This is a genomic window from uncultured Demequina sp. (assembly GCF_913055775.1).
Classification (GTDB): Bacteria; Actinomycetota; Actinomycetes; order Actinomycetales; family Demequinaceae; genus Demequina.
This window is the reverse complement of record NZ_CAJXJX010000025.1, coordinates 1-24,660: the sequence shown is the minus strand read 5'-3', so window position 1 is coordinate 24,660 and position 24,660 is coordinate 1. Positions and strand designations below refer to the sequence as shown.

The following is a 24,660-nucleotide window of genomic DNA, read 5'->3' as shown; positions in this document are numbered from 1 at the left end:
CCCTTCTGGAGAAGTACCAAAAATGAAGTTCGCCGCTTTCGCGCTCGCCGCTTCCACCCTCGCCCTGGCAGCGTGCACGTCGGATTCCGGTGACGAGGAGACCAGCGAGTCTCCCGCCGCGGAGGAGACGTCGGAGGCTGCGTCCGGTTCGAACGACGACACCATCTACCTGTCGATCGGTGAGGACGAGTGGGACGGCTACAACGAGCTGACTCCCGACACCTACTCGTCGTACAACTCGCTGGTCAACGAGCGCGTGCGCCAGACGTTCACGTACTTCGACGAGAACGCCGGCATCCAGGTCAACGAGGACTTCGGCAACGTCGAGCTCATCTCCGAGGACCCGATGATCGTCGAGTACACGATCCACGAGGACGCTGTCTGGTCCGACGGTGAGCCCATCAAGTACGAGGACGTGCTCCTCACCTGGGCAGCGCAGTCGCTGACCGTCGAGGGCGAGGACGGACCCGTCGCGCTCTTCAACCACGTGAGCGGCCTTGACTACGGCGACCGCGTCGCCGATGGCCCGCAGGGCGAGCCCGGCGGCAAGACCTTCACCATCGAGTACGCCGACCCGTACCCGGACTACATGCTGACCACGGTCGTCGACTTCCCGGCGCACATCGCGGCCGAGCAGGGTGGCATCACCCTCGAGGAGATGGTCACGGCCATCGAGGCTGGCGACACCGACACCCTCGCGCCCGTCGCCGAGTTCTGGAACACCGGCTGGCTCTCGCCCGTCGCTGGTGAGCTGCCCGACCCGGCCATCGCTCTGTCCTCGGGCCCGTACACCTACGGCTCGTGGGAGGCTGGTCAGTCGATCACGCTCGTCCCGAACGAGAACTACTGGGGCGACGCTCCTGCCACCGGCAACCTCGTCATCCGCTTCGCGGCGGCCGACACCCACGTGCAGGCGCTGCAGAACGGTGACCTCAACGTCATCGAGCCGCAGGCCACGGTCGACACCCTCGACCAGCTTGCCGCCATCGGCGACGCCGTCACCGTCGGCACCTTCGACACGCTCGTGTGGGAGCACCTCGACTTCAACTTCGCCGAGGGCACCACGTTCGCCGACAGCCTCGAGCTGCGTGAGGCGTTCGCCATGTGCGTTCCGCGTCAGCTGATCGTCGACAACCTGATCGCCCCGACCGCACCTGAGGCTCAGGTCATGAACGCCCGTGAGCGCCTGCCGTTCCAGGAGGGCTACGAGGACCTCGTGTCCGCCTCCTACGACGGTCGCTACGACGAGGTCGACATCGAGGGCGCTGCTGCGAAGATCGCCGACTCCGGCGTCGACACGCCCGTCCAGGTCCGCCTGGGCTACAACACCCCGAACCCGCGTCGTACCGACGTCGCGGCGCTGATCAAGGACTCGTGCGACCAGGCCGGCTTCGAGATCATCGACAACGGCTCGACCGAGTTCTTCTCGGCCGACCTCGGCTCGGGCAACTGGGACATCGCGATGTTCGCGTGGTCGGGCTCCGGCCAGATCACCTCGGGTCAGAACATCTACGCGACGGACCGTCCGCAGAACTTCGGTGTGTACTCGAACGACACCGTCGACGCTGCTTGGGACACCCTCACGGCGACTCTCGACTCGGACGCTCAGTTCGAGCAGCTGGTCACCATCGAGGCCGAGCTGTGGGACTCGCTGTTCGGCATCCCGCTGTTCGCGCACCCCGGTGTCGCGGCTTGGGACTCGTCGATCCAGAACGTGATCCCCAACCCGGCGCAGTCGGGTATCGCGTGGAATGCTGAGGACTGGGTCCGCTAACCTGGATCATCTAGCTCAGCACGCGCCGGTGGGGTGGGGCTTCGCGGCCCCACCCCACCGGTCACACGTGAGGTGACTGCAGACATCGCCGTCGAACGCGCGGCGTCGCGAGCAGTCAGCTTGCTGTCCAAGAGGAAGTCTTTTCATGACGCGCTACATCCTCAGGCGCCTGGCGATCTCCTTCGGGGTCCTGCTCGTCGGTTCGTTCCTGATGTACATCCTGACGATCAACTCGGGCGACCCGCTCGAAGACCTTCGTCAGTCGACTGCGAACAACCGTGAGGTCCTCATCGAGGGCCGTATCGCCACGATGGGGCTTGATAATCCCTGGTACGAGAGGTACTGGGATTGGCTGACCGGCGTCGCCGGCTGCTTCACCGGCAACTGCGACCTCGGCACTGACCGCTCCGGAACTGACGTACTGTCGATGCTCGGTCAGTCCGCGAGCGCCACGCTGCGACTCGTCACGATCGCCACCTTCGCTGCGATCATCATCGGCATCATCGTCGGTATCCTCACCGCGATCCGTCAGTACTCCGGCTTCGACTACGTCGTGACGTTCCTGACCTTCCTGTTCTTCTCGCTGCCCGTGTTCTGGGCCGCAGTGCTCCTCAAGGAGTATGGCGCCATCCGGTTCAACGACTGGATAGCGGATCCACAGATATCGCCTCTGCAAGCGGTGATAGTCGGAGTGGTCCTGGGCTTCATCCTCCAAGGTGTGATGGGCGGCCCGATGAAGCGCCGCCTCTTCACCGCTGGCTCGACCGCGGCCTTCGCGATCATCGCGCTCCTGTACTTCACCTACGTCGGATGGTGGCGTAGCCCGGCACTCGGTCCGGTGATCGTGATCCTGGTGTCCGTTGCCTTCGCGGTCGGACTGACTGCTCTCATCAGCGGCCTGGGCAACCGGAAGGTTCTCTACTCGACGCTCGCCACGGTGGCCGTGGGCTCCGTCCTGTACTTCGCGCTCGACCCGCTGCTCGAGGAGCCCAACTGGTGGCTGCTGTTCGGGCTGCTGGCGTCGGCCGTGGTCGTCGGCCTCGTCGCCGGCTACTTCCTGGGCGGCTACTCGCGGGGACAGGCAATGGGCCTTGCCGCCGTCACCGCGGTCTTCATGGCGGGCATGACGTTCACGGATCACCTCGTGTACGCGTGGGGGGGCTTCCTCGAACTGAAGTCCCGCCCCATCTCCACGATCGGCGCGTCCACCCCCAACTTCCAGGGCGACTTCTGGGAGACCACTCTCGACTGGGGCACGCAGCTGATCCTGCCGTCGATCCTGCTGACCCTCGTGTCGGTCGCGACCTACTCCCGGTACACGCGCTCCTCGATGCTCGAGACCATGAACCAGGACTACGTCAGGACCGCGCGGTCCAAGGGCCTGTCCGAGCGCACCGTGATCACCAAGCACGCGTTCCGCAATGCTCTGATCCCCATCACGACCATCGTGGCGCTGGACTTCGCCGCCCTGATCGGTGGCGCGGTCATCACGGAGACGGTGTTCGGCTGGCGAGGCATGGGAGCGATGTTCCGGGAGGGACTGGCAAACGTCGACCCCGACCCGGTGATGGCGTTCTTCCTCGTCACCGGTACGGCCGCGGTCATCATGAACCTCCTCGCGGACCTCGCGTACGCGTCCCTCGACCCGCGGATCAGGAGGTAGTGGCATGAGCATCGCCATCACCGCCGCCGCGCAGAACGGAGTCACTCATGAGTGAGGACAGGCGCGACTCGGCCATGCAGGGCTCTCCTGAGCCGCTGCCGCACGCGGGATCCGAGATCGACGATCCCCAGTTCACGGACAAGTCCTACAGCCAGGGCCAGCTGGTTCGCCGGCGCTTCTTCCGCCACAAGGGAGCCATCGCCGGTCTCGCGGTGCTGATCTTCATCACGCTGCTCGCGTTCACGTCGATCGGCATCGGGGGCATCTCCGGCTGGTGGGACAAGGACTTCACGTCCACCGGCACCGTTCTCAACGGCGGCAAGCCCACGATCGGCTGGTTCTACCTGGGCGAGCACCCGTTCGGCCAGGACTCCACCGGACGCGATTACTTCGCGCGAGTGATGCGCGGCACGCAGGTGTCGCTGATCATCGCCTTCGTGGTGGGTATCGCGTCCACCATGATCGGCACCGTGATCGGCGCGGTCGCCGGATACTTCCGCGGCTGGGCCGAGAGCCTGCTGATGCGTGTCACCGACCTGTTCATCATCATTCCGCTGCTGGTCTTCGCGGCCGTCCTGGGACGCATCGCGGGCGACTCCGGCATCTTCGTGTTCGCCCTGGTGCTCGCGGCCGTCACCTGGACGGGCCTCGCGCGACTGGTGCGTGGTGAAGTGCTGTCGCTGCGCGAGCGCGAGTTCGTCTCCGCCGCCCGCGCCATCGGCACCGGCAATTGGCGCATCATCCTGCGCCACATCTTGCCCAACACCGTGGGTGTCATCATCGTGGCCACGACGTTCGCGATCGCGTCGGCGATCCTCCTCGAGACGGCGCTGTCGTACCTGGGCTTCGGAGTCCAGCCGCCGGACATCTCGCTGGGCTCGCTCATCAGTGAATACCAGACCGCGTTCACGTCGCGTCCGTGGCTGTTCTGGTTCCCGGGTGTCTTCATCCTCGCGATCGCGCTCAGCGTGAACTTCATCGGCGATGGTCTGCGGGACGCGTTCGACCCGCGCCAGGGCAAGGACGGTTGATCATGACGACTGTAGAGAACTCCACGCCCCAGCCGATCGACGACGGAACGGTCCTGTCCTTCAGCGGCCTCGACGTCAAGTTCAACACCGAGTTCGGCAAGGTCCACGCGGTCAAGGGCATCTCGCTGGAGGTGCGTCCCGGCGAGGTGCTCGCGCTGGTCGGCGAGTCCGGCTCCGGCAAGTCCGTGACCTCGACGTCTGCGCTGGGCCTGCTGCCTCGCAACGCGACGGTTAACGGCGCGATCAACGTCGCCGGCAACAGCGTCGACACGATGGGGGACCGAGCCCTGCGCAAGATGCGCGGCGACGACGTCGCCATGGTCTTCCAGGAGCCGATGACAGCGCTGAACCCCGTGCTCAGCGTGCGCACGCAGATGGTCGAGGCTCTCGAGCTCCACGGCAAGGCATACGGCAAGGCCGCGGACGCCCGTGCGATCGAACTGCTGGCGATGGTCGGCATCCCTGACCCGGAGAAGCGGCTGTACCAGTACCCGCACGAGTTCTCGGGTGGTCAGCGCCAGCGCATCGTCATCGCGATGGCGCTCTCGTGCGACCCCAAGGTGATCATCGCTGACGAGCCCACGACGGCTCTTGACGTCACCGTCCAGGCCGAGATTCTCGACCTGCTGCGCTCCCTCAAGGACGAACTCAACACCGGCATCCTGCTCATCACCCACTCGATGGGCGTCGTGGCGGACATGGCGGACCGCGTGGCCGTCATGTACAAGGGCGACATCGTCGAGCAGGGCACTGCACGCGAGGTGCTCACCCAGCCCCAGCACGACTACACCAAGCGTCTCCTCGACGCCGTGCCTCGTCTGGGCTCGCGCGGTGAGACCGCTCCTGTGGTCCAGGGTGAGGGCCCCAAGGCCCTCGAGGTCAACGACCTTGTCGTGGAGTACCACCGCCAGGGCAAGGAGCCCTTCCGCGCCGTCGACAGCGTCTCGCTGAGTGTCAAGCGCGGCGAGATCGTGGGTCTCGTGGGTGAGTCGGGATCCGGCAAGTCCACGATCGCGCGCTGCGCACTGGGCCTCATCCCGGCCGCTTCCGGCGAGGTCGCGATCCTCGGTGAAGACATCACGAAGATGAGGCGCAAGCCGCTCAAGGCGCTGCGCAAGCGCGTCGGCGTGGTCTTCCAGGACCCGGCCAGCTCGCTCAACCCGCGCCTGCCCGTGGGTGACTGCATCGCCGAGCCCATGGACGTGCACAAGATCGGCACGAGCAAGTCGCGCCGCGACAAGGTGGCCGAGCTGCTGGACGCCGTGGAACTCCCGCGCGACGTGGCCAACCGGTACCCGCACGAGCTCTCGGGCGGCCAGCGCCAGCGCGTGTCCATCGCGCGCGCGCTCAGCCTGGATCCCGAGCTCCTCGTGGCCGACGAGCCGACCTCTGCCCTCGACGTCTCCGTCCAGGCCTCGGTCCTCAAGATGTTCACGCATCTCCAGGAGCAGTACAACTTCGGCTGCCTATTCGTGAGCCACGACCTCGCGGTGATCGACATGCTCGCCGACCACGTCGTGGTGCTCAAGGACGGCAAGGTCGTCGAGCAGGGTGCGCGCCACCAGGTGCTCGCCGACCCGCAGCAGGAGTACACCAAGCGACTGCTCATGGCCGCGCCGGTGCCGGACCCGGAGGAGCAGCGCCAGCGTCGACTCGAGCGCTACGACTTCATGAAGGAGATCGGCGAAGAGGACCACGGCCTGCACCTCGACGAGGCGCCCGACCGCAAGGACCTCATGGGCGGTTCAGCGGGCGGAGAGGGCCAGATGCCTCCGGGAGTGTCCGGCGGCAACTAGCGCATCGGTGCCCGGTCGCGGCGCCGATGCGGTGGCGCCTCAGGCGCTGCTGCTGCGGCTCCGCTCGGCGTCAGCGTCCTCGTCTTCGTCCTCGAGTTCCTCGGGACGGCGGATCACCGGCTGCTGGGGCGGCATCGCCCACCCGAGCGCGCCCGGAATCAGTGGGATGACGGCCTCGCCCTCATCGTCGGAGGGCGGGTCGCCCGCGATGGGTGACGGTGCGGGCAGGATCTTCTCCGAGGCCAACTCCTGCGCCATCTCGGCCTCGCCGGGGTTGAAGATCGACCCGAGTTCGCTCATGGAGTGACACTACGCCTGCGGAAGGGCCCTCGCCACGGTGCCCACCGCATCGGCCCTCCGCCTGCCCGCGCCCTCGCACTGCCCGCCCCCCAACACACGGCTGTTGCTCATGAGTCCACAGTGCCGGGTGTGCGACCTCAGGAGCCGCAGGGGCGCCTTCCGTCACACGTGTGTGGTGTGAGGCACGCGACGCCGCGAGACGGGCAGACATGGCCGATGCGCAGTTCGCGCGGGCGGGCAACTAGACTGGTCTGCCGTGGCTCTCACTATCGGAATCGTCGGACTGCCCAACGTCGGAAAGTCCACCCTCTTCAACGCTCTCACCCGCGCCGAGGTGCTCGCCGCGAACTACCCGTTCGCGACCATCGAGCCCAACGTGGGCGTGGTCCCGCTGCCGGACGCGCGGCTCGGCAAGCTCGCCGAGGTCTTCGGATCGGAGCGCGAGGTCCCCGCGACAGTGTCGTTCGTCGACATCGCGGGCATCGTCAAGGGCGCCTCCGAGGGCGAGGGTCTGGGCAACGCGTTCCTCGCGAACATCCGCGAGGCCGATGCGATCTGTCAGGTGACGCGCGCGTTCGACGACTCGGACGTGACCCGCGTCGAGGGGTCGACGGACGAGGCCGGCGACCTCGAGACCATCAGCACTGAGCTGATCCTCGCGGACCTGCAGACGATCGAGAAGGTGCTGCCGCGGCTCGACAAGGAGGTCAAGGCCAAGAAGGCCTCGCCCGACTTCCTCGCCGCCGTGAGCCAGGCGAAGGAGATCCTCGAGGCCGGCCAGACACTCTATGCGGGCGCCGCCGCAGCAGGTCTCGATACAGCGGATCTGCGCGAGCTGAACCTGCTCACCACCAAGCCCTTCATCTACGTCTTCAACACCGACGACGCCGGCCTCATGGACGAGGACAAGAAGGCGCGGCTCGAGGCGCTCGTCGCGCCCGCGAAGGCGATCTTCCTCGACGCCAAGTTCGAGTCGGAGCTGATCGAGCTCGACGAGGACGAGGCCCGCGAGATGCTCGAGTCCACGGGCCAGACCGAGTCTGGCCTGGACCAGCTCGCGCACATCGGCTTTGACACGCTGGGCCTGCAGACCTACTTGACGGCTGGCCCCAAGGAGTCGCGCGCGTGGACCATCCCCAAGGGCGCGACCGCCCCGCAGGCCGCCGGCGTGATCCACACGGACTTTGAGAAGGGATTCATCAAGGCCGAGGTCGTGTCGTTCGCGGACCTCATGGAGCACGGCTCGATGGCCGATGCGAAGGCCGCCGGCCGTGTGCGCATGGAGGGCAAGGACTACGTCATGCACGACGGCGACGTGGTGGAGTTCAGGTTCAACGTGTAGGACCCTCGACACTCCCTGGTGAGTGCTGTTCCGTGCACTCCACCTCGGTCAGGTCCTCATCGTGCAACGCGCGTGGAGTCACCGCGAAGACACGGCGCGGCTGAGCGGAGCGTCCAAGGCGCTGCTCTATGGCACTCTGCGGCAGTACACCTCGGCACATTCACGCCCAAGCGACTGGCGCACAGTTCTCCCGCGTCAGTGCGAGGCGCCGGCGGCCCCGTCGGTGTCGTCGAGGAAGGCATCGCGGTGCTCGTGCAAGGCACCCAACCCGTAGGCCGTCTCGAGGTTCTCGCGCGTGAGGACCCGCTGGGGCGGACCCGAAGCCAGGACTCGCCCGTTCATGAGCAGGACGTGGTCCGCAGAGAACGCCTCGTCCAGATCGTGCGTCGAGAGCACGACCGCCCCGGCCTTGTCGCGGTCGGCATGCAGAATGCGATCGATCGTGCGCGCGGAGTTGAGGTCGAGCCCCGTGAGCGGCTCGTCGAGCATCAGCAGTTCGTGATCCTGAGCGATGCCCTGGGCGACGAAGACGCGCTGGCGCTGCCCGCCCGACAACTCGGTGAGGTGCCGGGCGGCGAGGTCGGTCACCTCCAGCTCCGCCATCGCCGCCGCGACGCGATCGCGGTCGACGGCCCGGCGGCGCCGCCACATGCCAAGGGTCGCGTAGCGGCCCATGCCGACCGTCTCGCGGACCGTGAGCGGAGTGCCGGTCGGCACGTCGACCGACTGGAACACGTATGCCAGGCGGCGCTGGGCTGCGGTCGGGGACTCCCCGAGGACCGTGAGCTCGCCGGACAGTGGTGTGAGCGCACCTGCGATCGCGTGCATGAGCGTGGACTTGCCCGAGCCGTTGGGGCCGATGATGGCGGTGATCGCGGCGGTGGGGATGGTGAAGTCCGAGGGCGCGACAGCGGTCCGCGAACCGTAGCCGAGGGCGAGCCCGCGCGCCTCTACGGCCGCGTTCACGGAGCCGACTCCACGGACGCCGCCGACGTCGAGCCGCCCGAAGTGGCGACCGAGCTGGACGCTCGACGGTACTTGCGGGTGATCGTGACCGCCACGAGCGTGAGGAAGAACAGGACGATCGGCACGACGGCCATCGTGGCCGAGCCGGCAGTGTTGAGGTAGTAACTGAGCACGAGTCCTGCCCACACGGAGAACAGGGAGATGCCGATCGCGATCCCCATCATCGCTGGCACTGTGCGCGCCACAAGCGCGGCGGTGGCAGGGGGTCCGACCAGGAGCCCGAAGACCAGGAGCGTGCCGACCGCCTGATAGCTGCCGATGACCGCGGCGGCGATCAACGCCAGCATCAGGGCGTGCGTGCGTCGCGGATTCATGCCCAGCACCTGCGCCTTGCCCCGGTTGAACGCCAGGGCGAGCAGCGGCCGGTACAGCGCGACCGCGACAGCGATGACGACCACCGCGAGGACGCTCTGCATGACGAGGTCGGCGGGCGTGACCCCAAGCGCATCCCCGAACAGGATCGTGGTGAGGCTTCCTGAGTACGAATCGGTACGCGAGATGATCACGACGCCAAGCCCGAGCATGCCGACGAACAGCAGGCCGATGCCCGTGTCTTCCTTCAACGCCGTCTGCCTGCTCACGAACTCGATACCGGCGACCATCACCACGGCAGCGATCGCCGCGCCGACGAGCGGCGAGAAGTCCAACAGGATCGCGAGTGCGATACCGGGGACGATTCCGTGAACGAACGCGTCACCGAAGAAGCTCAGCCCTCGCAGCACTAGCCACGTGCCCACGACGGCGCACATCACTCCGGCGATCGCCCCACCGAGCAGGGCGCGCTGCTGGAAGCCCAGGGCGAACGGCTCCACCAGCCATTCCATTGCGGAATTCTAGCCGAGCGCGTCGGCGATGCGCTGCGCGTTCGTCGTGACCATGCCGGCGTAGGTGTCCGCTCCGGAGCCTTCCGGACCGAGCGACCCGACGTACAGCTCAACGACCTCGACATCTGTCCCGGCCTCGGCCGCGACGGCATCGATGAGTTCGGTCGGTTCCGCGCTGTTGGAGAAGATCGCGGGGACGCCCTCGGCGTCGATCGTCTCGACCAGTTCCTTCAGCTCCTGGCTCGAGGGATCGGCGAGGGTGGATCCGCTGGGGATCACGGTGCCGACGACCTCGAAGTCATACGCCTGCGCGAAGTACCCGAAGGCGTCGTGGTCGGTGACCAGCACCCGCTGCTCGGCGGGAACCGCGTCCAGGATCTCGCGGACCTGTTCGTCGGTCTCCATCAGGGCGTCGTGGACCTCGGTGCCGCAGGTCGCGTAGGCCTCGACGCCGGTCTGATCGGCGAGCTCGGCACCGATCAGCTCGGCTCCCTCGGCCATGCGAGCCGCGTCGTGCCAGAAGTGCGGGTCCATCGAGCCGTGGTCGTGGTCGTGCTCGTGCTCGTCCTCGTCGTGTGCTTCCTCGTCGTGGTCGTGCCCGTCCTCGTCGTGTGCTTCCTCGTCGTGGTCGTGCCCGTCCTCGTCGTGCGCTTCCTCGTCGTGCGCTTCCTCGTCGTGTGCTTCCTCGTCGTGGTCGTGGTCGTGGTCGCCACCTCCAAACTCGATGGGGTCGACCTGGGGTGCGACCTCGAGGACGGTCGTGCCATCGGCCTCCGCGCTCTCCAGGGCATCGGTCAGCCCCTCCTCGAGGCCGAAGCCGTTGGCGACCACCAGATCGGCGTTGACGACCGACGCGACTTGAGCGGACGAGGCGGAGAAGTCGTGCGGGTCGGCCCCGACGGGCATAAGCGTCTCCACCGTGCCGCCTGCGCAGGCCACGATGTCGCCGACGACGCTTCCGAGCATCGTGGTGGTGGCGACCACCGCGGTGTCATCCGCGGCGGTGTCACTGCCGGAATTGCATCCGGCGAGCACGAGGCCGACAGCGGAGACTGCGACCAGTGAAGGGGTGGGGCGCATTATCGAGGTTCCGATCTAGTTGAGCATGAGAATGATTCCCAAACACGATATCAGAGCCCGCGTCTGCGGAGCAAAACAGTGGTGCGCCGACGCCGCGCCTCCAGGGCTACGGCGGGGGCCACGCCAGCGCCCGAGGACTCTCGAATGCGCGCTCGACTCCATCGATCGGGTCGGCGAACGCCAGCCGCCGGGCGATCAGCTGCAGGGGCCGCGAGAAGTCGTCGGGCGCCACGTCCACGATCGCGGGATACAGAGGGTCGCCCACGAGCGGCAGCCCGAGCGCGGACATCTGCACGCGCAGCTGATGGGTCTGGCCGGTCGACGGCGTGAGCCGGTACAGCGCCCATGCGCCCCGCACCTCGACGATCTCCACCAGCGTCTCGGCATTGGGCTCGCCCGGAACGATCTGCGCCTGCAGCACGCCGCGCCGCTTCTCGATGCGGTTCACGAACCTGCGCGGGAACGCGAGTGCAGGGTCGAACGGAGCCAACGCCTCGTAGGTCTTGGACACCCGGCGGTCCTGGAACAGCTGCCCGTACGCGCCGCGATGCTCGCGGCGCGTGGTGAACAGCAGGACGCCGGCGGTCAGTCTGTCCAGCCGATGCGCGGGCGCCAACTCTGGCAGGCCCAGTTGCACGCGCAGTCGAGCGAGCGCTGTCTCGCGCGCGTGCGCACCCCGTGGGGTGGTCGCGAGGAAGTGCGGCTTGTCGACGACCACGTAGCGCTCGTGCTGCTCGATCACGTCGATCGGGAAGGGCACCGGCACCTCGGGTGCGGGCCGCCGATGAAACCACACGAAGACGTGCGGACAGTAGCCCTCGTCGCCTCGCCACGCCTCTCCCGCGTCGTTGACGAACTCGCCGGCCGCGAGCATCTCCTCCACCGGCGCCTGCGCCGGCAGCCGGTCGAGAAGGAACTCGCGCATCGTCCCCCATGCCGCGCCCGGTTCGACCTGCGGCGTGCGGATCCATGCCGCGTCGAGGCCGTCGCGCTGCGGGAGCGGAGAGCGCGGGGGCATCAGGCCGAAGCGCGGGTCAGGAGTACGGGCACGTCAAGCATCGTACGAGCCGCCGCATGACACCGATGTGATTCTGCTAACACAGGCGCGTCATATGCGTGCCTCCGGGCCGTCGCGCCTGCTAGGGTCAAGCGATCCGCGGGACCGATGGCCGTGTTCCCGCCACAGTTGAGGGACTCACACGTGATCTATGCCGCTTTGGCGCGCCTGCGCGCGCGCACGCTTTCTACCGTTGTGCTCACCGCGCTCGTCGCGGCCGTCGTCGTTCCGGTGGCGACCGCTCCTGCCGTGCAGGCGGCGTCCGCGACCGGCGGGACCGCCCGCTTTCCGGGCGTCGAGTGGATCACGTGGGGAGACGCCGACGAGGCACTGATCCCCGATGCATCGGGAGAGATCACGACCACGGAGACCATCGACCTGGGCGACCAGGAGATCGTCGTGACCTGCACGCTCAGCGATGTGCAGCGCACCCGCGGGAGCGGAGCGGAGTCGGCAGGCCTCCTGCGCGCCTACAGCAGCGGAAGCTGGCGCGGCGACGGGCTCGACGACCTCTACAACGTCGGTGGAACCGAGAGCGCCAACCAGCTCGTCTCCGGCATCGCCAACAACCACGACGGCAACACCGTGGACTTCGACTTCGCGTGCGACGCGGTGCTGAACCAGGGCGCGAGCAGCACGCCGGTCGATCTCGCCGGCCTCGTGATGGCCTCGGCCGAGTCCTCGATCTACAGCGGATCCCACCACGAGTACGTGGGCGCGACCATCACGAGCGACGGCACGTGGCGAGTCATCGACCGGATCCGGGGTGGGTCGTGCACCAACGACCTCTACGCGCGTCACACGTCCGCCGCGGGCACCAAGACGCTCCGCCTCTACGGCGCTCTCAACACCAACTGCGAGGGATCCAACGCCGCGCTGCGGCCCAACCCGACGGCGGTCGCGTTCATGGATGGTGTCTCAGAGGCGACGGATGTCACCCTCGCGGGGCGTGGAACCGAGGCGATCGCGCTCGGCGTGATGTTCGACCTCGACTTCGGCGATGCTCCGGCGAGCTATGGTGCCGCGGGAGCGCTGAACCAGACGGGCTTCACCGGGGGAGAGCCGGTTGCCTACGTCAGTGGCAACGGTCAGAGCATCTTCGGCATGACGCTGGCGGACCAGAGCCAGCAGGCTCTTCGACTCGGATCCGCCGTCGACTTCGAGGCCGCGCCGCAGTACTCGGCGGACGCGCTCGGTGACGACGCCCAGGCCACCGACGATGAGGACGGAGTGACGCTCCCCGCCAATCTCACGGTGACGCCCGGGGCGTCGCTGACCGTGCCGGGCGTGACGTGCCACGCCACGGCCTCCCAGACCGGCGTGGTCGCCGGCTGGCTCGACTTCGATGCGGACGGCGTCTTCGACGCATCGGAGCGCTCCGCGGTTGAGACCTGCCCCGTGGGTGGCGGCACCGTCGCCCTCACCTTCTCGGTCCCGTCGGACGTTCCTGCGCTGGCGGCGCAGCCGACGTTCCTGCGCCTGCGCGTCGCCCCGACTGCCGCGGAGCTCACCCCCACCGGCGTCGCCACCGGTGGCGAGGTCGAGGACTACGCGTTCACGGCGCAGTGGCCCGAGACCCCGGCACTCGACCTCGACAAGGTCGCGACCGGCGGCACGGTCGAGGACGGCCAGCCCCTAACCTTCACGCTCACCGTGACGAACACCGGCAACATGCCGCTCACCGACATCGCTGTCGCGGACCCGACGGCCACGGTGAGCGGTTGCTCGTGGTCCTCGCTCGCGCCGGACGAGTCCAGGACCTGCACCGCGACCTACGACGTCACCGCCGCCGACGTCGCCGCGGGCTTCGTCACCAACACTGCCTCCGCGACGGCGACCGAACTCGCAGATCCCGTCGCCGCATCGGCCACGGTGGAGGCGGCAATTGCCGCGTCGCCCGACACCGACACCACGACCTCCGAAACCACGCTGACCCGCGGCTCGGCAACAGGTGTGCTCGTCAACGACCAGGGCCGCGACCTGACCGTCACGAGCCACGACGCGGTCCCCGCATCGGAGGGCTCGCTGACGATCAACGCCGACGGCTCCTACGTCTTCACGCCCGCCTCGGGCTTCTCGGGCACGGTCACCGCGGGCTATGCGATCGAGGACCTCTCGGGTGACACGGACTCGTCCACGCTCACGATCACGGTGACGCCCACGGCGGCTGACGATGCGGCGTCGACCGCCGTCAACACCCCGGTGACCGTGCCCGAGGCTGGCCTGACCGGCAATGACCAGGGCACGGATCTCGACGTCGCGTCGATCACGCAGCCGAGCAGCGGCTCGGCCGTGCTGCAGGGCGACGGCTCCGTGGTGTACACGCCCGCCGCAGGCTTCTCCGGCACCGACGCGTTCACCTACACGGTCGAGGACGCCGAGGGACAGCAGGCCACCGCGACCGTCACGGTCACGGTGTCGCCCGCCGCAGGTGACGATACGGCGTCGACGCCGGTCAACACCCCCGTGACCGTGGCCGAGGCCGTCCTGATCGGCAACGACTCGGGCGCGAGCCTCGACGTCGCGTCGATTACGCAGCCGAGCGGCGGCTCGGCCGTGCTGCAGGCTGACGGCTCGGTGGAGTACACGCCGGCGGCCGGCTTCACGGGCACGGACACGTTCACCTACACGGTCGAGGACGCCGAGGGTCAGCAGGCGACGGCGACCGTCACGGTCACCGTGACGCCCACGGCAGCGAACGATGCGGCCGCGACCGGTCACGGCGTGACGGTGACCCGCAGCGCGGCCACGGGTCTGCTGGCGAACGACGGGGGCTCGACCCTCGCGGTCACGGGGCACACGCCGGTGGATCCGTCGGAGGGCTCGCTCACGATCAACGCCGACGGCTCGTACACGTTCACCCCGGCTTCGGGCTTCTCGGGTGTCGTCACCTCGACGTACACGGCCGAGGACGCCGAGGGCCAGGCGGTCACGGCGACGCTGACCATCACCGTGGGCATCGACGCCGTTGATGACGCGGACACCACGGCGGCGGAGACCACGCTCACGCGTGACGCCAGCGCGGGCGTGCTGGACAACGACGGCGGCTCGAGCCTGACGGTGACGGGTCACGACCTCATCTCCCCGGCTGAGGGCACGCTCGCCATTGCCACGGACGGCTCATACACGTTCACGCCTGCGGCGGGGTTCTCGGGTCCGGTGACGGCTGACTACACGGTCGAGGACGCCGACGGTCAGACCGCGACCGCGACGCTGACGATCGACGTGACACCGGTCGCGGTCGACGACAGCTTCACGACGCCGTCGGGCACCACGCTCTCGCTGGAGATCGCGGACCTGATCGGTGACGACCTCGGCAGCGGTGTGACGCTCGACGCCGTGGGCGCCGCCACGGGCGGCACGGCGGAGATCGTGCTCGGCCAGGTGGTGTTCACGCCGGCCCCCGGGTTCTCGGGCGAGGCGAGCTTCACCTACGACATCCTCGACGAGCACGACCAGCCGGCGACCGCGACCGTGACGGTCGCCGTGGGCATCGGCGCGGTCGACGACACGGACACGACGGCCGCTGAGGCCACGCTCACGCGTGACGCCAGCGCGGGCGTGCTCCAGAACGATGCGGGCTCGAGCCTGAGCGTCACGACCCACGACTCGGTGCCTGCGGGTCAAGGCGCTCTGACGATCAACGCGGATGGCTCGTACTCGTTCACGCCCGCTGCAGGCTTCTCGGGTGAGGTCACCGCGGACTACACGGTGCGGGACGCCGACGGTCAGGAGGCCACCGCGACCCTGACGATCGACGTGACCCCGGTCGCGAACGACGACAGCGCCTCCACGCAGGCGGGCACCCCGGTGACGGTCGCCGAGTCGAGCCTCATCGCCAACGACCTCGGGTCGGGTCTGTCAGCCGTGTCGATCTCGCAGCCCACCGACGGCTCTGCCGTGCTGCACGGTGACGGTTCAGTCGAGTACACGCCTGCCACTGGCTTCTCCGGCACGGACACCTTCACCTACACGGTCGAGGACGCGGAGGGCCAGCAGTCGACCGCGTCCGTCACGGTCGACGTGTCCCCGACGGCTGTCGACGACGTCGACTCCACGAGCTTCGAGACACCGGTCACCCGCGATGCCGCCGCGGGCGTGCTCGCGAACGACGCCGGCACCGGACTGTCCGTGACGGGCCACACAGCAGTCGACCCATCGGAGGGCTCGCTCTCGATCAACCCTGACGGTTCGTACGTTCTCGTGCCGGCGGCGGGCTTCTCGGGCATCGTGGCGTCGACGTACACGGTCGAGGACGCCGACGGGCTGACGGCGACGGCGACGCTCACGATCGCCGTCGGAATCGACGCGAGCGACGATGCCGCGACGACGGCCGCCCAGGTCGCGCTGGCGCGCTCCGCCGCGGCGGGGGTCCTGGCCAACGACGGTGGCACGGGCCTGACGGTCACGAGCCATGACAGCGTTCCTGCCTCTCAGGGCTCGCTCACCATCAACGCGGACGGCTCGTACGCGTTCACCCCTGCCGACGGCTTCTCGGGTGTCGCGACCGCGGACTACACGGTGACGGACACCGATGGCCAGACGGCGACCGCGACGCTCGCCATCACCGTGACGCCGACGGCGGGTGACGACTCCGCCACGACGGACGCGGGCGTTCCCGTGATGGTTTCGGCCGGCGACCTCATCGATGACGACCTGGGGTCGGACCTGTCGGTGGTGTCGATCACACAGCCCGGCAACGGCACGGCTGTGCTGCAGGGTGATGGCTCGGTCGAGTACACCTCTGCGGCCGGCTTCTCCGGCACGGACACCTTCACCTACACGGTCGAGGACGCTGATGGCCAGCAGGCCACGGCGACCGTGACGCTGACGGTGCTGCCCGTCGGCACGGCCGATGCGGTCTCGACGACCGTGGGGACGCCGGTCACGGTGGCGTCGAGCGTGCTGCTGGGCAACGATGCGGGCGCCGGCCTCGCGATCGTGTCGACGACCGATGGTGCCCACGGCACCGTCGCACTCGAGCCCGACGGCGGCGTCACGTATGCCCCGGAGCCGGGCTTCTCCGGCACGGACACGTACACCTACGACGCCCAGGACGCCGAGGGCCAGCCGATCACGGTCGAGGTCACCGTGACGGTCGACCCCCAGGCGACCGATGACTCTGCCACCACGGCCGGAGGCACCCCGGTCACCCGGGACGCCTCGCAGGGCGTGCTCCTCAACGATGCCGGTACGGGTCTCACCGTTGTCGGTCACGACCCCGTCGACCCGAGCCGCGGCGAGCTCACGATCGAGCCCGACGGTGGCTACACCTTCACGCCGGTGCAGGGCTTCGTGGGCACCGTGACCGTGGAGTACACGGTTCGGGACGCTGAGGGTCAGCAGGCGACGGCCTCGCTCACGATCATCGTGGAAGAGGAGCTGCCGCTGGTGGCCGAGGCCATCGCGAGCATCTGCATCGCCGACTCGCCGTACCTCGACTACGCGGTGACGCTTCCCGAGGGGTTCCCGGACCAGGGCGCGGCTCCGCTCACCATCACGTTCGTCAACCCTGACGGTGAGGACTACGTGGTCACGAACCTCGCGCTGTCCGGCAGGCTGCTGTGGCCGGGAGCCGCGGACGGCGCCGTGAAGCAGTGGCCGGGCTATCAGCTCCTGGACGACGGCACGTACGTCGCGACCGACGGCAACTTCGCGTGGACGCGCGAGGGCGTCGAGGTGCGCTTCGAGGTCAATCCGGAGTACAGCGTCACGGTCCAGTACCCGCCGGCGACGTCCGCGTGCGCGAGTCCCGCTCAGGAGGCTGACGGTGCCTCCGGCGGCCCCGGAACGGCGGGCGGCGCGCTCTCGTCGACCGGCGCGACGGTGCTGCCGCTGGCGCTCGTGGCGGCGGTGACGGCCCTCATGGGTCTGCTGCTCCTGCTGGTGGCCCGGCGCCGTCGGGACTGAGGCGCGGGGGATCTCAGGCGACGGAGACGAGACCCGCCACGCCCGCTGCAGCCGACACGCCCGCCAGCACGAGCGCCGTCGCGATCAGCACGAGGTGCACGGTGTAGACCTTCGTGCGTCCACCCGCGGGGTCAGTCGAGCGCTCGTCTGCCGCGATCCGCTTCAAGAAGCGCGGCCACACCGCGAACGCGAACAGTGCGTTGACGAGCAGGACGATGCTGAGCGCGAGAACCATGCGGCAAGGCTAGCCTCCGGGGCGCGCTACGACCCCCGAACGGCCCGCTCCACCAGCGCCGTGATCGTCCGCTCCTCCTCGGCGCCCAGAGACACCAACGCGAAGGACGCCGGCCACATCGCGCCGTCGTCGAGCCGCGCCACATCCTGGAAGCCGAACGTCGAGTACCGCGACTCGAACTTGGTGGCCGGCTGGAAGAAGCACAGCACCTTGCCGCCCAGCGACCATGCCGGCATCCCGTACCAAGTGCGCGGCTCGAGCTGCGGAGCCGTCTCCATGACAAGCGAGTGCAGCCGCTCGGCCATGACGCGCTCGTCATCCGGCATCTCGGCGACCTTGGCGAGAAGGTCGGCGAGCGCATCGGCCTTCTTCTTGCCACCACGCTCGGCCCGCATCTCCTCCGCCCGCGCCTGCATGGCGGCCTTTTCGGCCTCGGACCACCCGCTGTCGCTCATCTCCGCCTCCGTCCGCATGGACTCAGGCCAGGCTAGCGCCGACGACGGCAGAAGGCGCGGCCGGGGAGCGGGCTTCACGCTTCGATGGTCGCGACCGCGTAGACCTGGTCGTCGGGCAGGTGCAGCGTGACGCGCTCGCGCGCGACGCCGGCCTGGTCGATCACGGCGACGAGCTCCTCCAGCGACCGCGGCACGATGTACGGCCACTGGATGATCCGCGTGACGAAGTCGAGGTGCGGGCGGTCGGTGCGCATGTTGCCCAGGACGACCGCGCCCCCGGGCCGCGTGGCGCAGAGCGCGGCGCGAAGCATCTCGGAAGCAGACGGCACCCGGGCGGAGCCGGTGAACATCGGCTCATCGGGCAGGTACTCGAACAGGCCTACGAGGTCGACCAGGTCGTAGCCCTCGCCCGCGCGCTCGATGGCGTGCAGGTCGTACAGGTCCTGCTGCTGGGTGAACACGGGAACGTCGGCGCGCGCCGACAGCGTCTCGGCGAGGGACAGCGCGCGCTCGTCGCCGTCGCGCACCTCGAGCATGCACGGTGAGCCCGAACGGGCCAGTTCGCGCGCGGCATCCATGAGCGGCGACAGCGCTCCGCTGCCCAGGGACAGCCAGGCTCGGGGACCGCCGTCCGCGAAGCGGTCGCGCAGCAGCGCGGACACCACGGCGCCGCGGGAGCGGATCCCGATCGCGTCCCACGTGTGGGTGAGCGCCGCCCAGTCGTCGGCGTTCGGGATCGCGCCGCGTGCGCCGGGCAGCACCGGGTCGCCGGGGTGCTGCAACGGCCACAGTGCGGCCGCTGAGGGCACCTGGTCGCGCCAGCGTCGCAGGTACCCGAACTGAAACTCAGAGCCCTCGGGCGCCGGGCCGTCACCCCACCACTCGTCCAGCACGGGGTTGAGAGCGGCGAGATGCGCGCGGCCATCAGCGCCCAGCCGTGGTCGCGGCGAGCGCTCGATCCCGGCCTCCGCGAGCACGCCGAGCTGTCGGTCGACGGCGTCCATCACGCGCTGGTAGCCGCAGGGGTCGCGCTCGGCAGCGTAGTTCGCGGTGCGCACCACGTGCGCCGCGACTCCGAGCGAGTCGCGGCCCAGCACGTGACATCCCCGGACAGCGATGTGCTCGGACTCGTCGGTGAGTCCGGAGCAGCGGCGCTGGGGCGCGCGGGCGGTGGTGGCGGTGAGTTCGGTCTCGAGCAGCGTCATCGGGGTCTCCGTCTGTCGTGGGATGCCGCGGGGTCTGCGGCGGTTCCACCACTGTGCGATGGCGCAGGGGTTCGATGCTTGGGCGCTGCCTGAGGGCCTCCTGAGGAAAGCCGATGCGGTGTCACGTGCCAGGACCCCGCCCGGCGGAGGCCGGACGGGGCCCTGGGTGAGGGGGACGCAAACGGACGTCGCCGGCTACGCCGGACGCGCACCGCTGTGCGCGCGAGCCCGGGCCTGCGCGGCGCGAGCGCGAACGTACGCCCGGCGGAGCACGGCGACCTGGATCGCGCGTGCTCGCCCCGTGACGGCGCGGCGAACGCGACTGCGGCGGACCGGGCGCCCGTGCCCCTCGTCAGTGAGGTGACGACGCTCGACATGATGGACGGCGAGCATCATCGCGGGATCGATGGTGTGCATGGCACTGTTCCTTGCTTGATGGTGCTGAATGTGGCGTCGAGGCGCGGCGTGCGCGCGTGGACGGGGTTGCGCCGGGGCGCGGGAGATGGCATCAAGCCATGGCGACGGCCGCCGCAGGGGCGTGGTGGGAGTCCGCGCCGAGGCGGGGGCCGGGAGCTGGCGCTATGCGCGGCCGATGGGCAGGCGCACGGGCGTCATCGCAATGCTGCGGTTCGCGGAAATCATTCTCATGCACCTCCTTCTCGGCTGGGGCTGATGGGCCGTCGTTGACACTAGACCCGCGACAGGATCCGCCACAAGAGGTCTTTGCAAAGTCGTGACAATTCGGACAGCCGATGCGGTGGCGCAGGCAACGGTACATCGGGCGCCTGTGCGACAATCTCGTCATGCAGCTACCACAAGCCTGGACAGGTGTGGCGATGGGCGTGGTGAGCATTGGCGTTCTGGCGGTCGCAGCGCCCGCCCACGCTGTGGAGCCCGACGAGGTGGGCGTCGTGGCCGCATGGAGCGTCGACGGCAGTGCCGGAGCCTTCACCGCTGAAGCCATCCTGCCGGACTCCGCCGGCTTCCCGGCGATCACGGTGGAGAGCACGGCGCGCGTGTTCCGTGCTCCAAGCGGGGAGTCGGCGTTCTTGGGCGACGGCACGGCCTTCGGCGCGGAGTTCGGGTCCACGCGGTCACACCCTTATCTCACCATCGCGCCCGCACCGGGTGGAGGGAACTCGACGACGACCTTCGAGTTCGCCGGACCTCAGCCGTCCGGCTGGGGCTTCGCGCTCGGCGACATCGATGCCGACTGGGCCTTCATTCGGGCATTCGGCGGGCCGGCGCAGACCGATCCCCTCACGCCGGAGGAGCTGGGCTTCCAGGGCGCGGGCAACTATTGCGCGTTCTCCCCGAAGCCCAGCACGTGCGGAGCCGGACCGTACACGGACCAGCCCATCTGGGTCACGGCTCCCGAGAGCTTCGACGGCGTCAACTACGTGTCCGGAACCCTGCGCGGCAACTCGCTCCCCGGCGCTCCAGCCGCCGGACGCGACACGTCCGGCGCGTACGGCTGGTTCATGCCGACCCGCGCGATCGACTCCCTGGTCATCACGTTCGGCGTGCGTGACGGGGCTCCCACCGCGCAGTTCTGGCTCGCCGCTCCCGCGCCCAAGGTCGTGGTGTCAGGTGTGGTCGAGGTCGATGGCGCCAGCGGAGGGGTGCCGGAGGGCACATCCATCGCCATCAGCGATGCTACGGGCGAGCCGGTGCTCGGCATCGACGACGAGCAGCTGACGGTGGTCGTCGAGCCCTCGGACGGCACCTACTCGATCGAGCTTCCGCAGGAGGCCGCTGGCTACAGCGGCGTGGTACAGGTGCCAGAGGGATGGGTCGCGCCGCCCTCCTTCGACCTGCCGGGGCTCCCGGATGACCCTCAGACCCTCGAGGCGGTCGCTCCTGCGCAGGTCGTGGTGCCGGCTGTTGCGCCGATCCCGGAGCCGGTACCCTCGCCGGTCCCCTCATCGGACCCGGCTCCCTCGGTCGGGCCCGATGAGGATGCGGCGCCCACCCTGCCCGACACCGGGTGGTCGAACGGGACGGGGGCGCTGTCCGCGGCCCTGCTCATCGCCGCCGGCGTGTGGCTGGTGCGGCACGATCGGCGAGTGCGCAGCTGAGACTGCGTTCCGGTCACTCGACCGGTGCGGGCTCCGTTCGCGTCACCCACGCGGGCCGCAGCTCGCCATAGATGTGGGGGAAGAGCTCGGTGCCGCCCGAGGTGTTCTCGAACCGGAGCTCGACGCCGTCGGCCGCCACCGCATCGGCGTCGATCGCCAGCACCAGCAGTTTCTCGCGTGCCACGCCGTCGTAGTGGCGCGCGAGAACGCCGTCGAGCTGCGCGCGTGTGGCGCAGTGGACGAAGCCTTCGTCCGCGACCGTCATGCCGCGGCCGGACGCCAGGTACGGAGCCCCGGCCACAGCATCGGCCCATGCCTCGCGGAACGCGACGTGAAGGATCTCGGTCACGACGCCTCCTCCGCCTGGCGGGCGCGATACGCGGCCTGCGCGGCGCGGTTGGTGCAGGTCACCGAGCAGTACTTGCGCGAGCGGTTGCGCGACAGGTCCACGACCACGCCGTCGCAGTCATCCATCTCGCACTTCCCGAAGCGCTGGAACTCGTCGGCACGGATCACGTCGATCATCGCCATGGCGGTCTCGACCAGGATGCGCTCCGCGAGCGGGCGGTGGTCGCTGGTGGCGTGGATGTGCCAGTCGCGGCCGTCGTGTCGCACCAGGCGGGGGAGCGCCCGCTCCTCCGCGAGGATCGCGTTGACGAGCGGAACCGCGGCATCCCGGGTCCCCTTGAACAGCGCGCGCACGCGCGAGCGGATGGCCCGCACCGGTTCGAGGTCGGCGCCGGATGGCCGCGAACCCGAGTAGTGGAAGTCGTCGAAGAACGCGACGAGCTCGTCCATGGTCGTGATCGTGTCGGGCTCGAGCTCGGAGTTCGCGAGGAAAGCGGCGGCCTCGAGCGCCTCGACGGTGTCAGTTGCGAAAGCCACTTTGACACATTACCAAACCGGACGCTACTGTCATGAGCCATGGCCACTTTGACTCATGACGTTCGCGCCGTGCGCGGGCGTCCGCGGCGCGTCGCCGACAGCCGCCTCGCCTCCGGGCTGGTGTTCGCGCTCATCTCTGCGGCGTCTTTCGGCATGTCCGGGTCGCTGGGGCGCGGGCTCCTCGACGTGGGCTGGACAGCGGGCACCGCGACGCTCGTGCGGGTCGCGATCGCCGCGGTCGTCCTGGTGGTGCCGGGCGTGCTCGCATGTTGTGGCAATCGGTGGTCGAAAGCCGATATCAGGCGACTCGGAGTTCACCAGGTTCATCTGATCTGATGTTTGGATTCGAGGATACGTGCGAGCAGTCGACAACCAGGGTTCATCGCGAGCCGGATTTGGGAGGCAAGATGCGGGGTACCTCTTCGAGGGTCAGATTCTCGGCGATTGCGCGAAGCGTCTCGGCGACTTCTGCGACCTTTGAGGCCGGTAGTCTCGACGCAATTGCGCTGATGCTGACAGCAACTGGTGCGCTTAGGCCTGGAACAAATACGGCCACGCAGCGCCCTTCATCTTCGCTCTCCCGGTCGTCAACCGCATAGCCGACACTGCGAATCTTCTCGAGTTCGGCCATGAATTGCTGCCGTTGAGTAATTGTCCGTTTAGCACGTTTGGGCATGCCCGTCTTTCGCAGAATTGCTCGAACTTCCTTTTCAGGCAAGTTCGCCGCGATAGCCTTGCCGAGTGCCGTTGAATGAACAAAGTCCTTTTCCCCGATTCGGGCAGAGAGTCGAACAGCCGTAGGTGCTTCGATAATGTCTAAATAAGTGACTGTATGACCAACAAGCATTCCCAAGTTGGCGGTCTCACCCCACTTATCCCGTGCTTTTTCAAGCAATGGTCGTGCTTTTTGTGTGAGGCGTTCTATGTGATTCGGCTCTTGCGACAAGAAATCGATTCCCAATCGATACCGTTGAGTCCGCCGGTCACGCTCGACAAACGCTTCAGATTCCAATACCAGTAAGTAGCGGTGCGCCGAACTCTTGGGCAGGCCCGTCGCTTCGGCAACCTCAATGAGCGATGCCCCTTCGGCGCCGGAGTCGCCCAGCAACCGCAATATTGCACAGGTACGTGAGATCGAGCGGCTGCTCGGTTGCGACGAAGCTTTTGAGCGCGAAGTAGCCGTTGAAGGAGTTTTGGGAACCAAAAAAATATTCCTCCGCTATCGGGATGCCTAAATGTCAGGTGAAGCTCGCCAACCCCCACATGCTCGGCTCCTGAGGCAGGGCGTCATCGTGTGGCTAAGACATCTTGGGTCAAAGTCGGTCAGTGGCTCTGCTGGTGCTTGGCGCAACCTGGGTGGATAGCCGCCAATTCAAGAATGGGCTCGCGCACAGCTTTCCGAACACCGGCAAGCTCGACCATGTTCAGGCGAGCGGCTAGAGCCAACCAAATGGGAATATGATACCAAGGAGTAGTACAAATTCAAGCATCAACGCCTATAAGGAGTATTCGAGCCTCGGTAAGTTGGCACGAAAACCTGCAGGCGCAAGACCCAATGCTTTCGTCGAATGCGGCGGTGGGTGGCCGCCACCCCCCAGAAGGGAACCAACCAAAATGACGTTCTCATGGCCAGTTGTCGGTAACGAGGCGAGCAAGCGGTGGTGCAGTGAAATGGTCATCATGGTTGATCGATACATGCGGATTGCGCCGAGAATCTGAAACCGGTAGTATCCTAGCAGTTGGAACAAACGTTGCGCCTAATGGTACACAGGAGAGGCAATGATCATTGGAAGGCAGAACGCATCTTGCAGTGCGAGAAATTGGAAGGTCGCCGTCATGAGTGCTTGTAGCGGTGTCAAGTTTGGTCTTCAGTCAGCCTGTAAGTGGGGGGCGCCGGCTTTCAAGAAGCGGCCTGATTTCTCACGTGCCTTGTCTATGGCGTTTCTGGTCTTCTCAGCCGCAGGTTGTTCCGCAGCACCGCTATGGGTCGCGGACTCGT

At 68.0% G+C, this 24,660-nt stretch carries 19 protein-coding genes; 8 read left to right on the top strand and 11 right to left on the bottom strand.

From position 1 onward, the window contains the following. The first annotated feature begins 22 nt into the window (after positions 1-22). From QZ483_RS04110 to QZ483_RS04095, 4 genes are all read left to right on the top strand, one after another. Positions 23-1,774 carry an ABC transporter substrate-binding protein gene (locus QZ483_RS04110; protein WP_297081718.1) on the top strand — a complete coding sequence of 584 codons (1,752 nt, stop codon included), beginning with the start codon at positions 23-25 and terminating at the stop codon, positions 1,772-1,774. Positions 1,775-1,919: 145 nt separating this feature from the next. Beyond that, positions 1,920-3,437 (top strand): ABC transporter permease, encoded by a 1,518-nt coding sequence (locus QZ483_RS04105; RefSeq protein ID WP_297081717.1) that lies wholly within the window; start codon positions 1,920-1,922, stop codon positions 3,435-3,437. Positions 3,438-3,484: 47 nt separating this feature from the next. Beyond that, positions 3,485-4,468: an ABC transporter permease gene (locus tag QZ483_RS04100; protein ID WP_297081716.1), complete on the top strand. Its 984-nt coding sequence runs from the start codon at positions 3,485-3,487 to the stop codon at positions 4,466-4,468. 2 nt (positions 4,469-4,470) lie between these two features. Continuing rightward, a complete protein-coding gene (locus QZ483_RS04095) occupies positions 4,471-6,264 on the top strand; it encodes an ABC transporter ATP-binding protein (protein WP_297081715.1) in 1,794 nt (597 codons plus the stop codon). A 39-nt stretch (positions 6,265-6,303) separates the two neighbouring features. Here the strand turns inward: QZ483_RS04095 and QZ483_RS04090 are convergent, their stop codons facing one another. Beyond that, entirely contained in the window at positions 6,304-6,564 is a 261-nt protein-coding gene (locus QZ483_RS04090; RefSeq protein WP_297081714.1) for a hypothetical protein, read from the bottom strand. A gap of 256 nt (positions 6,565-6,820) precedes the next feature. Here QZ483_RS04090 and ychF point away from each other — a divergent pair, with 256 nt between their 5' ends. Further along, positions 6,821-7,906 (top strand): redox-regulated ATPase YchF, encoded by a 1,086-nt coding sequence (gene ychF / locus QZ483_RS04085; protein ID WP_297081713.1) that lies wholly within the window; start codon positions 6,821-6,823, stop codon positions 7,904-7,906. A gap of 195 nt (positions 7,907-8,101) precedes the next feature. Here the strand turns inward: ychF and QZ483_RS04080 are convergent, their stop codons facing one another. From QZ483_RS04080 to QZ483_RS04065, 4 genes are all read right to left on the bottom strand, one after another. Beyond that, positions 8,102-8,872, bottom strand: coding sequence for a metal ABC transporter ATP-binding protein (locus QZ483_RS04080; protein WP_297081712.1), 771 nt, complete (start codon positions 8,870-8,872; stop codon positions 8,102-8,104). Further along, complete coding sequence (locus QZ483_RS04075) at positions 8,869-9,756, bottom strand: metal ABC transporter permease (RefSeq protein WP_297081711.1); 888 nt, start codon at positions 9,754-9,756, stop codon at positions 8,869-8,871. The genes QZ483_RS04080 and QZ483_RS04075 overlap by 4 nt, the downstream gene beginning before the upstream one ends. 9 nt (positions 9,757-9,765) lie before the next feature. Further along, positions 9,766-10,836 (bottom strand): metal ABC transporter substrate-binding protein, encoded by a 1,071-nt coding sequence (locus QZ483_RS04070; RefSeq protein ID WP_297081710.1) that lies wholly within the window; start codon positions 10,834-10,836, stop codon positions 9,766-9,768. Positions 10,837-10,942: 106 nt separating this feature from the next. Then, the gene (locus QZ483_RS04065) at positions 10,943-11,854 is read right to left on the bottom strand and encodes a pseudouridine synthase (protein WP_297081709.1); all 912 of its coding nucleotides are present in this window, start codon (positions 11,852-11,854) and stop codon (positions 10,943-10,945) included. 183 nt (positions 11,855-12,037) lie between these two features. Here QZ483_RS04065 and QZ483_RS04060 point away from each other — a divergent pair, with 183 nt between their 5' ends. Further along, the gene (locus QZ483_RS04060) at positions 12,038-17,803 is read left to right on the top strand and encodes a CshA/CshB family fibrillar adhesin-related protein (protein WP_297081708.1); all 5,766 of its coding nucleotides are present in this window, start codon (positions 12,038-12,040) and stop codon (positions 17,801-17,803) included. 13 nt (positions 17,804-17,816) lie between these two features. Here QZ483_RS04060 and QZ483_RS04055 read toward each other — a convergent pair whose 3' ends face one another. The 3 genes from QZ483_RS04055 to QZ483_RS04045 form a co-directional block, all read right to left on the bottom strand. After that, positions 17,817-18,038 (bottom strand): SCO4848 family membrane protein, encoded by a 222-nt coding sequence (locus QZ483_RS04055; RefSeq protein ID WP_297081707.1) that lies wholly within the window; start codon positions 18,036-18,038, stop codon positions 17,817-17,819. Between the two features lie 26 nt (positions 18,039-18,064). Further along, positions 18,065-18,493, bottom strand: coding sequence for an iron chaperone (locus QZ483_RS04050; protein ID WP_297081706.1), 429 nt, complete (start codon positions 18,491-18,493; stop codon positions 18,065-18,067). A gap of 74 nt (positions 18,494-18,567) precedes the next feature. After that, positions 18,568-19,698: a class I SAM-dependent methyltransferase gene (locus QZ483_RS04045; RefSeq protein WP_297081705.1), complete on the bottom strand. Its 1,131-nt coding sequence runs from the start codon at positions 19,696-19,698 to the stop codon at positions 18,568-18,570. A gap of 803 nt (positions 19,699-20,501) precedes the next feature. Between QZ483_RS04045 and QZ483_RS04040 the strand changes: the two genes are divergently transcribed. Further along, positions 20,502-21,776 (top strand): hypothetical protein, encoded by a 1,275-nt coding sequence (locus QZ483_RS04040; RefSeq protein ID WP_297081704.1) that lies wholly within the window; start codon positions 20,502-20,504, stop codon positions 21,774-21,776. Between the two features lie 13 nt (positions 21,777-21,789). Here the strand turns inward: QZ483_RS04040 and QZ483_RS04035 are convergent, their stop codons facing one another. Together QZ483_RS04035 and QZ483_RS04030 are read right to left on the bottom strand one after the other, a co-directional pair. Then, the gene (locus QZ483_RS04035) at positions 21,790-22,125 is read right to left on the bottom strand and encodes a DUF952 domain-containing protein (RefSeq protein ID WP_297081703.1); all 336 of its coding nucleotides are present in this window, start codon (positions 22,123-22,125) and stop codon (positions 21,790-21,792) included. Then, the gene (locus tag QZ483_RS04030; protein WP_297081702.1) at positions 22,122-22,661 is read right to left on the bottom strand and encodes a CGNR zinc finger domain-containing protein; all 540 of its coding nucleotides are present in this window, start codon (positions 22,659-22,661) and stop codon (positions 22,122-22,124) included. Before QZ483_RS04030 ends, QZ483_RS04035 begins: the two co-directional genes overlap by 4 nt. A gap of 39 nt (positions 22,662-22,700) precedes the next feature. Here QZ483_RS04030 and QZ483_RS04025 point away from each other — a divergent pair, with 39 nt between their 5' ends. After that, positions 22,701-22,997 (top strand): hypothetical protein, encoded by a 297-nt coding sequence (locus tag QZ483_RS04025; protein ID WP_297081701.1) that lies wholly within the window; start codon positions 22,701-22,703, stop codon positions 22,995-22,997. Positions 22,998-23,040: 43 nt separating this feature from the next. On the opposite strand, the gene QZ483_RS04020 is transcribed toward QZ483_RS04025, so the two are convergent. Next, positions 23,041-23,865 (bottom strand): IclR family transcriptional regulator, encoded by an 825-nt coding sequence (locus QZ483_RS04020; RefSeq protein WP_297081700.1) that lies wholly within the window; start codon positions 23,863-23,865, stop codon positions 23,041-23,043. Between the last annotated feature and the right edge of the window lie 795 nt (positions 23,866-24,660).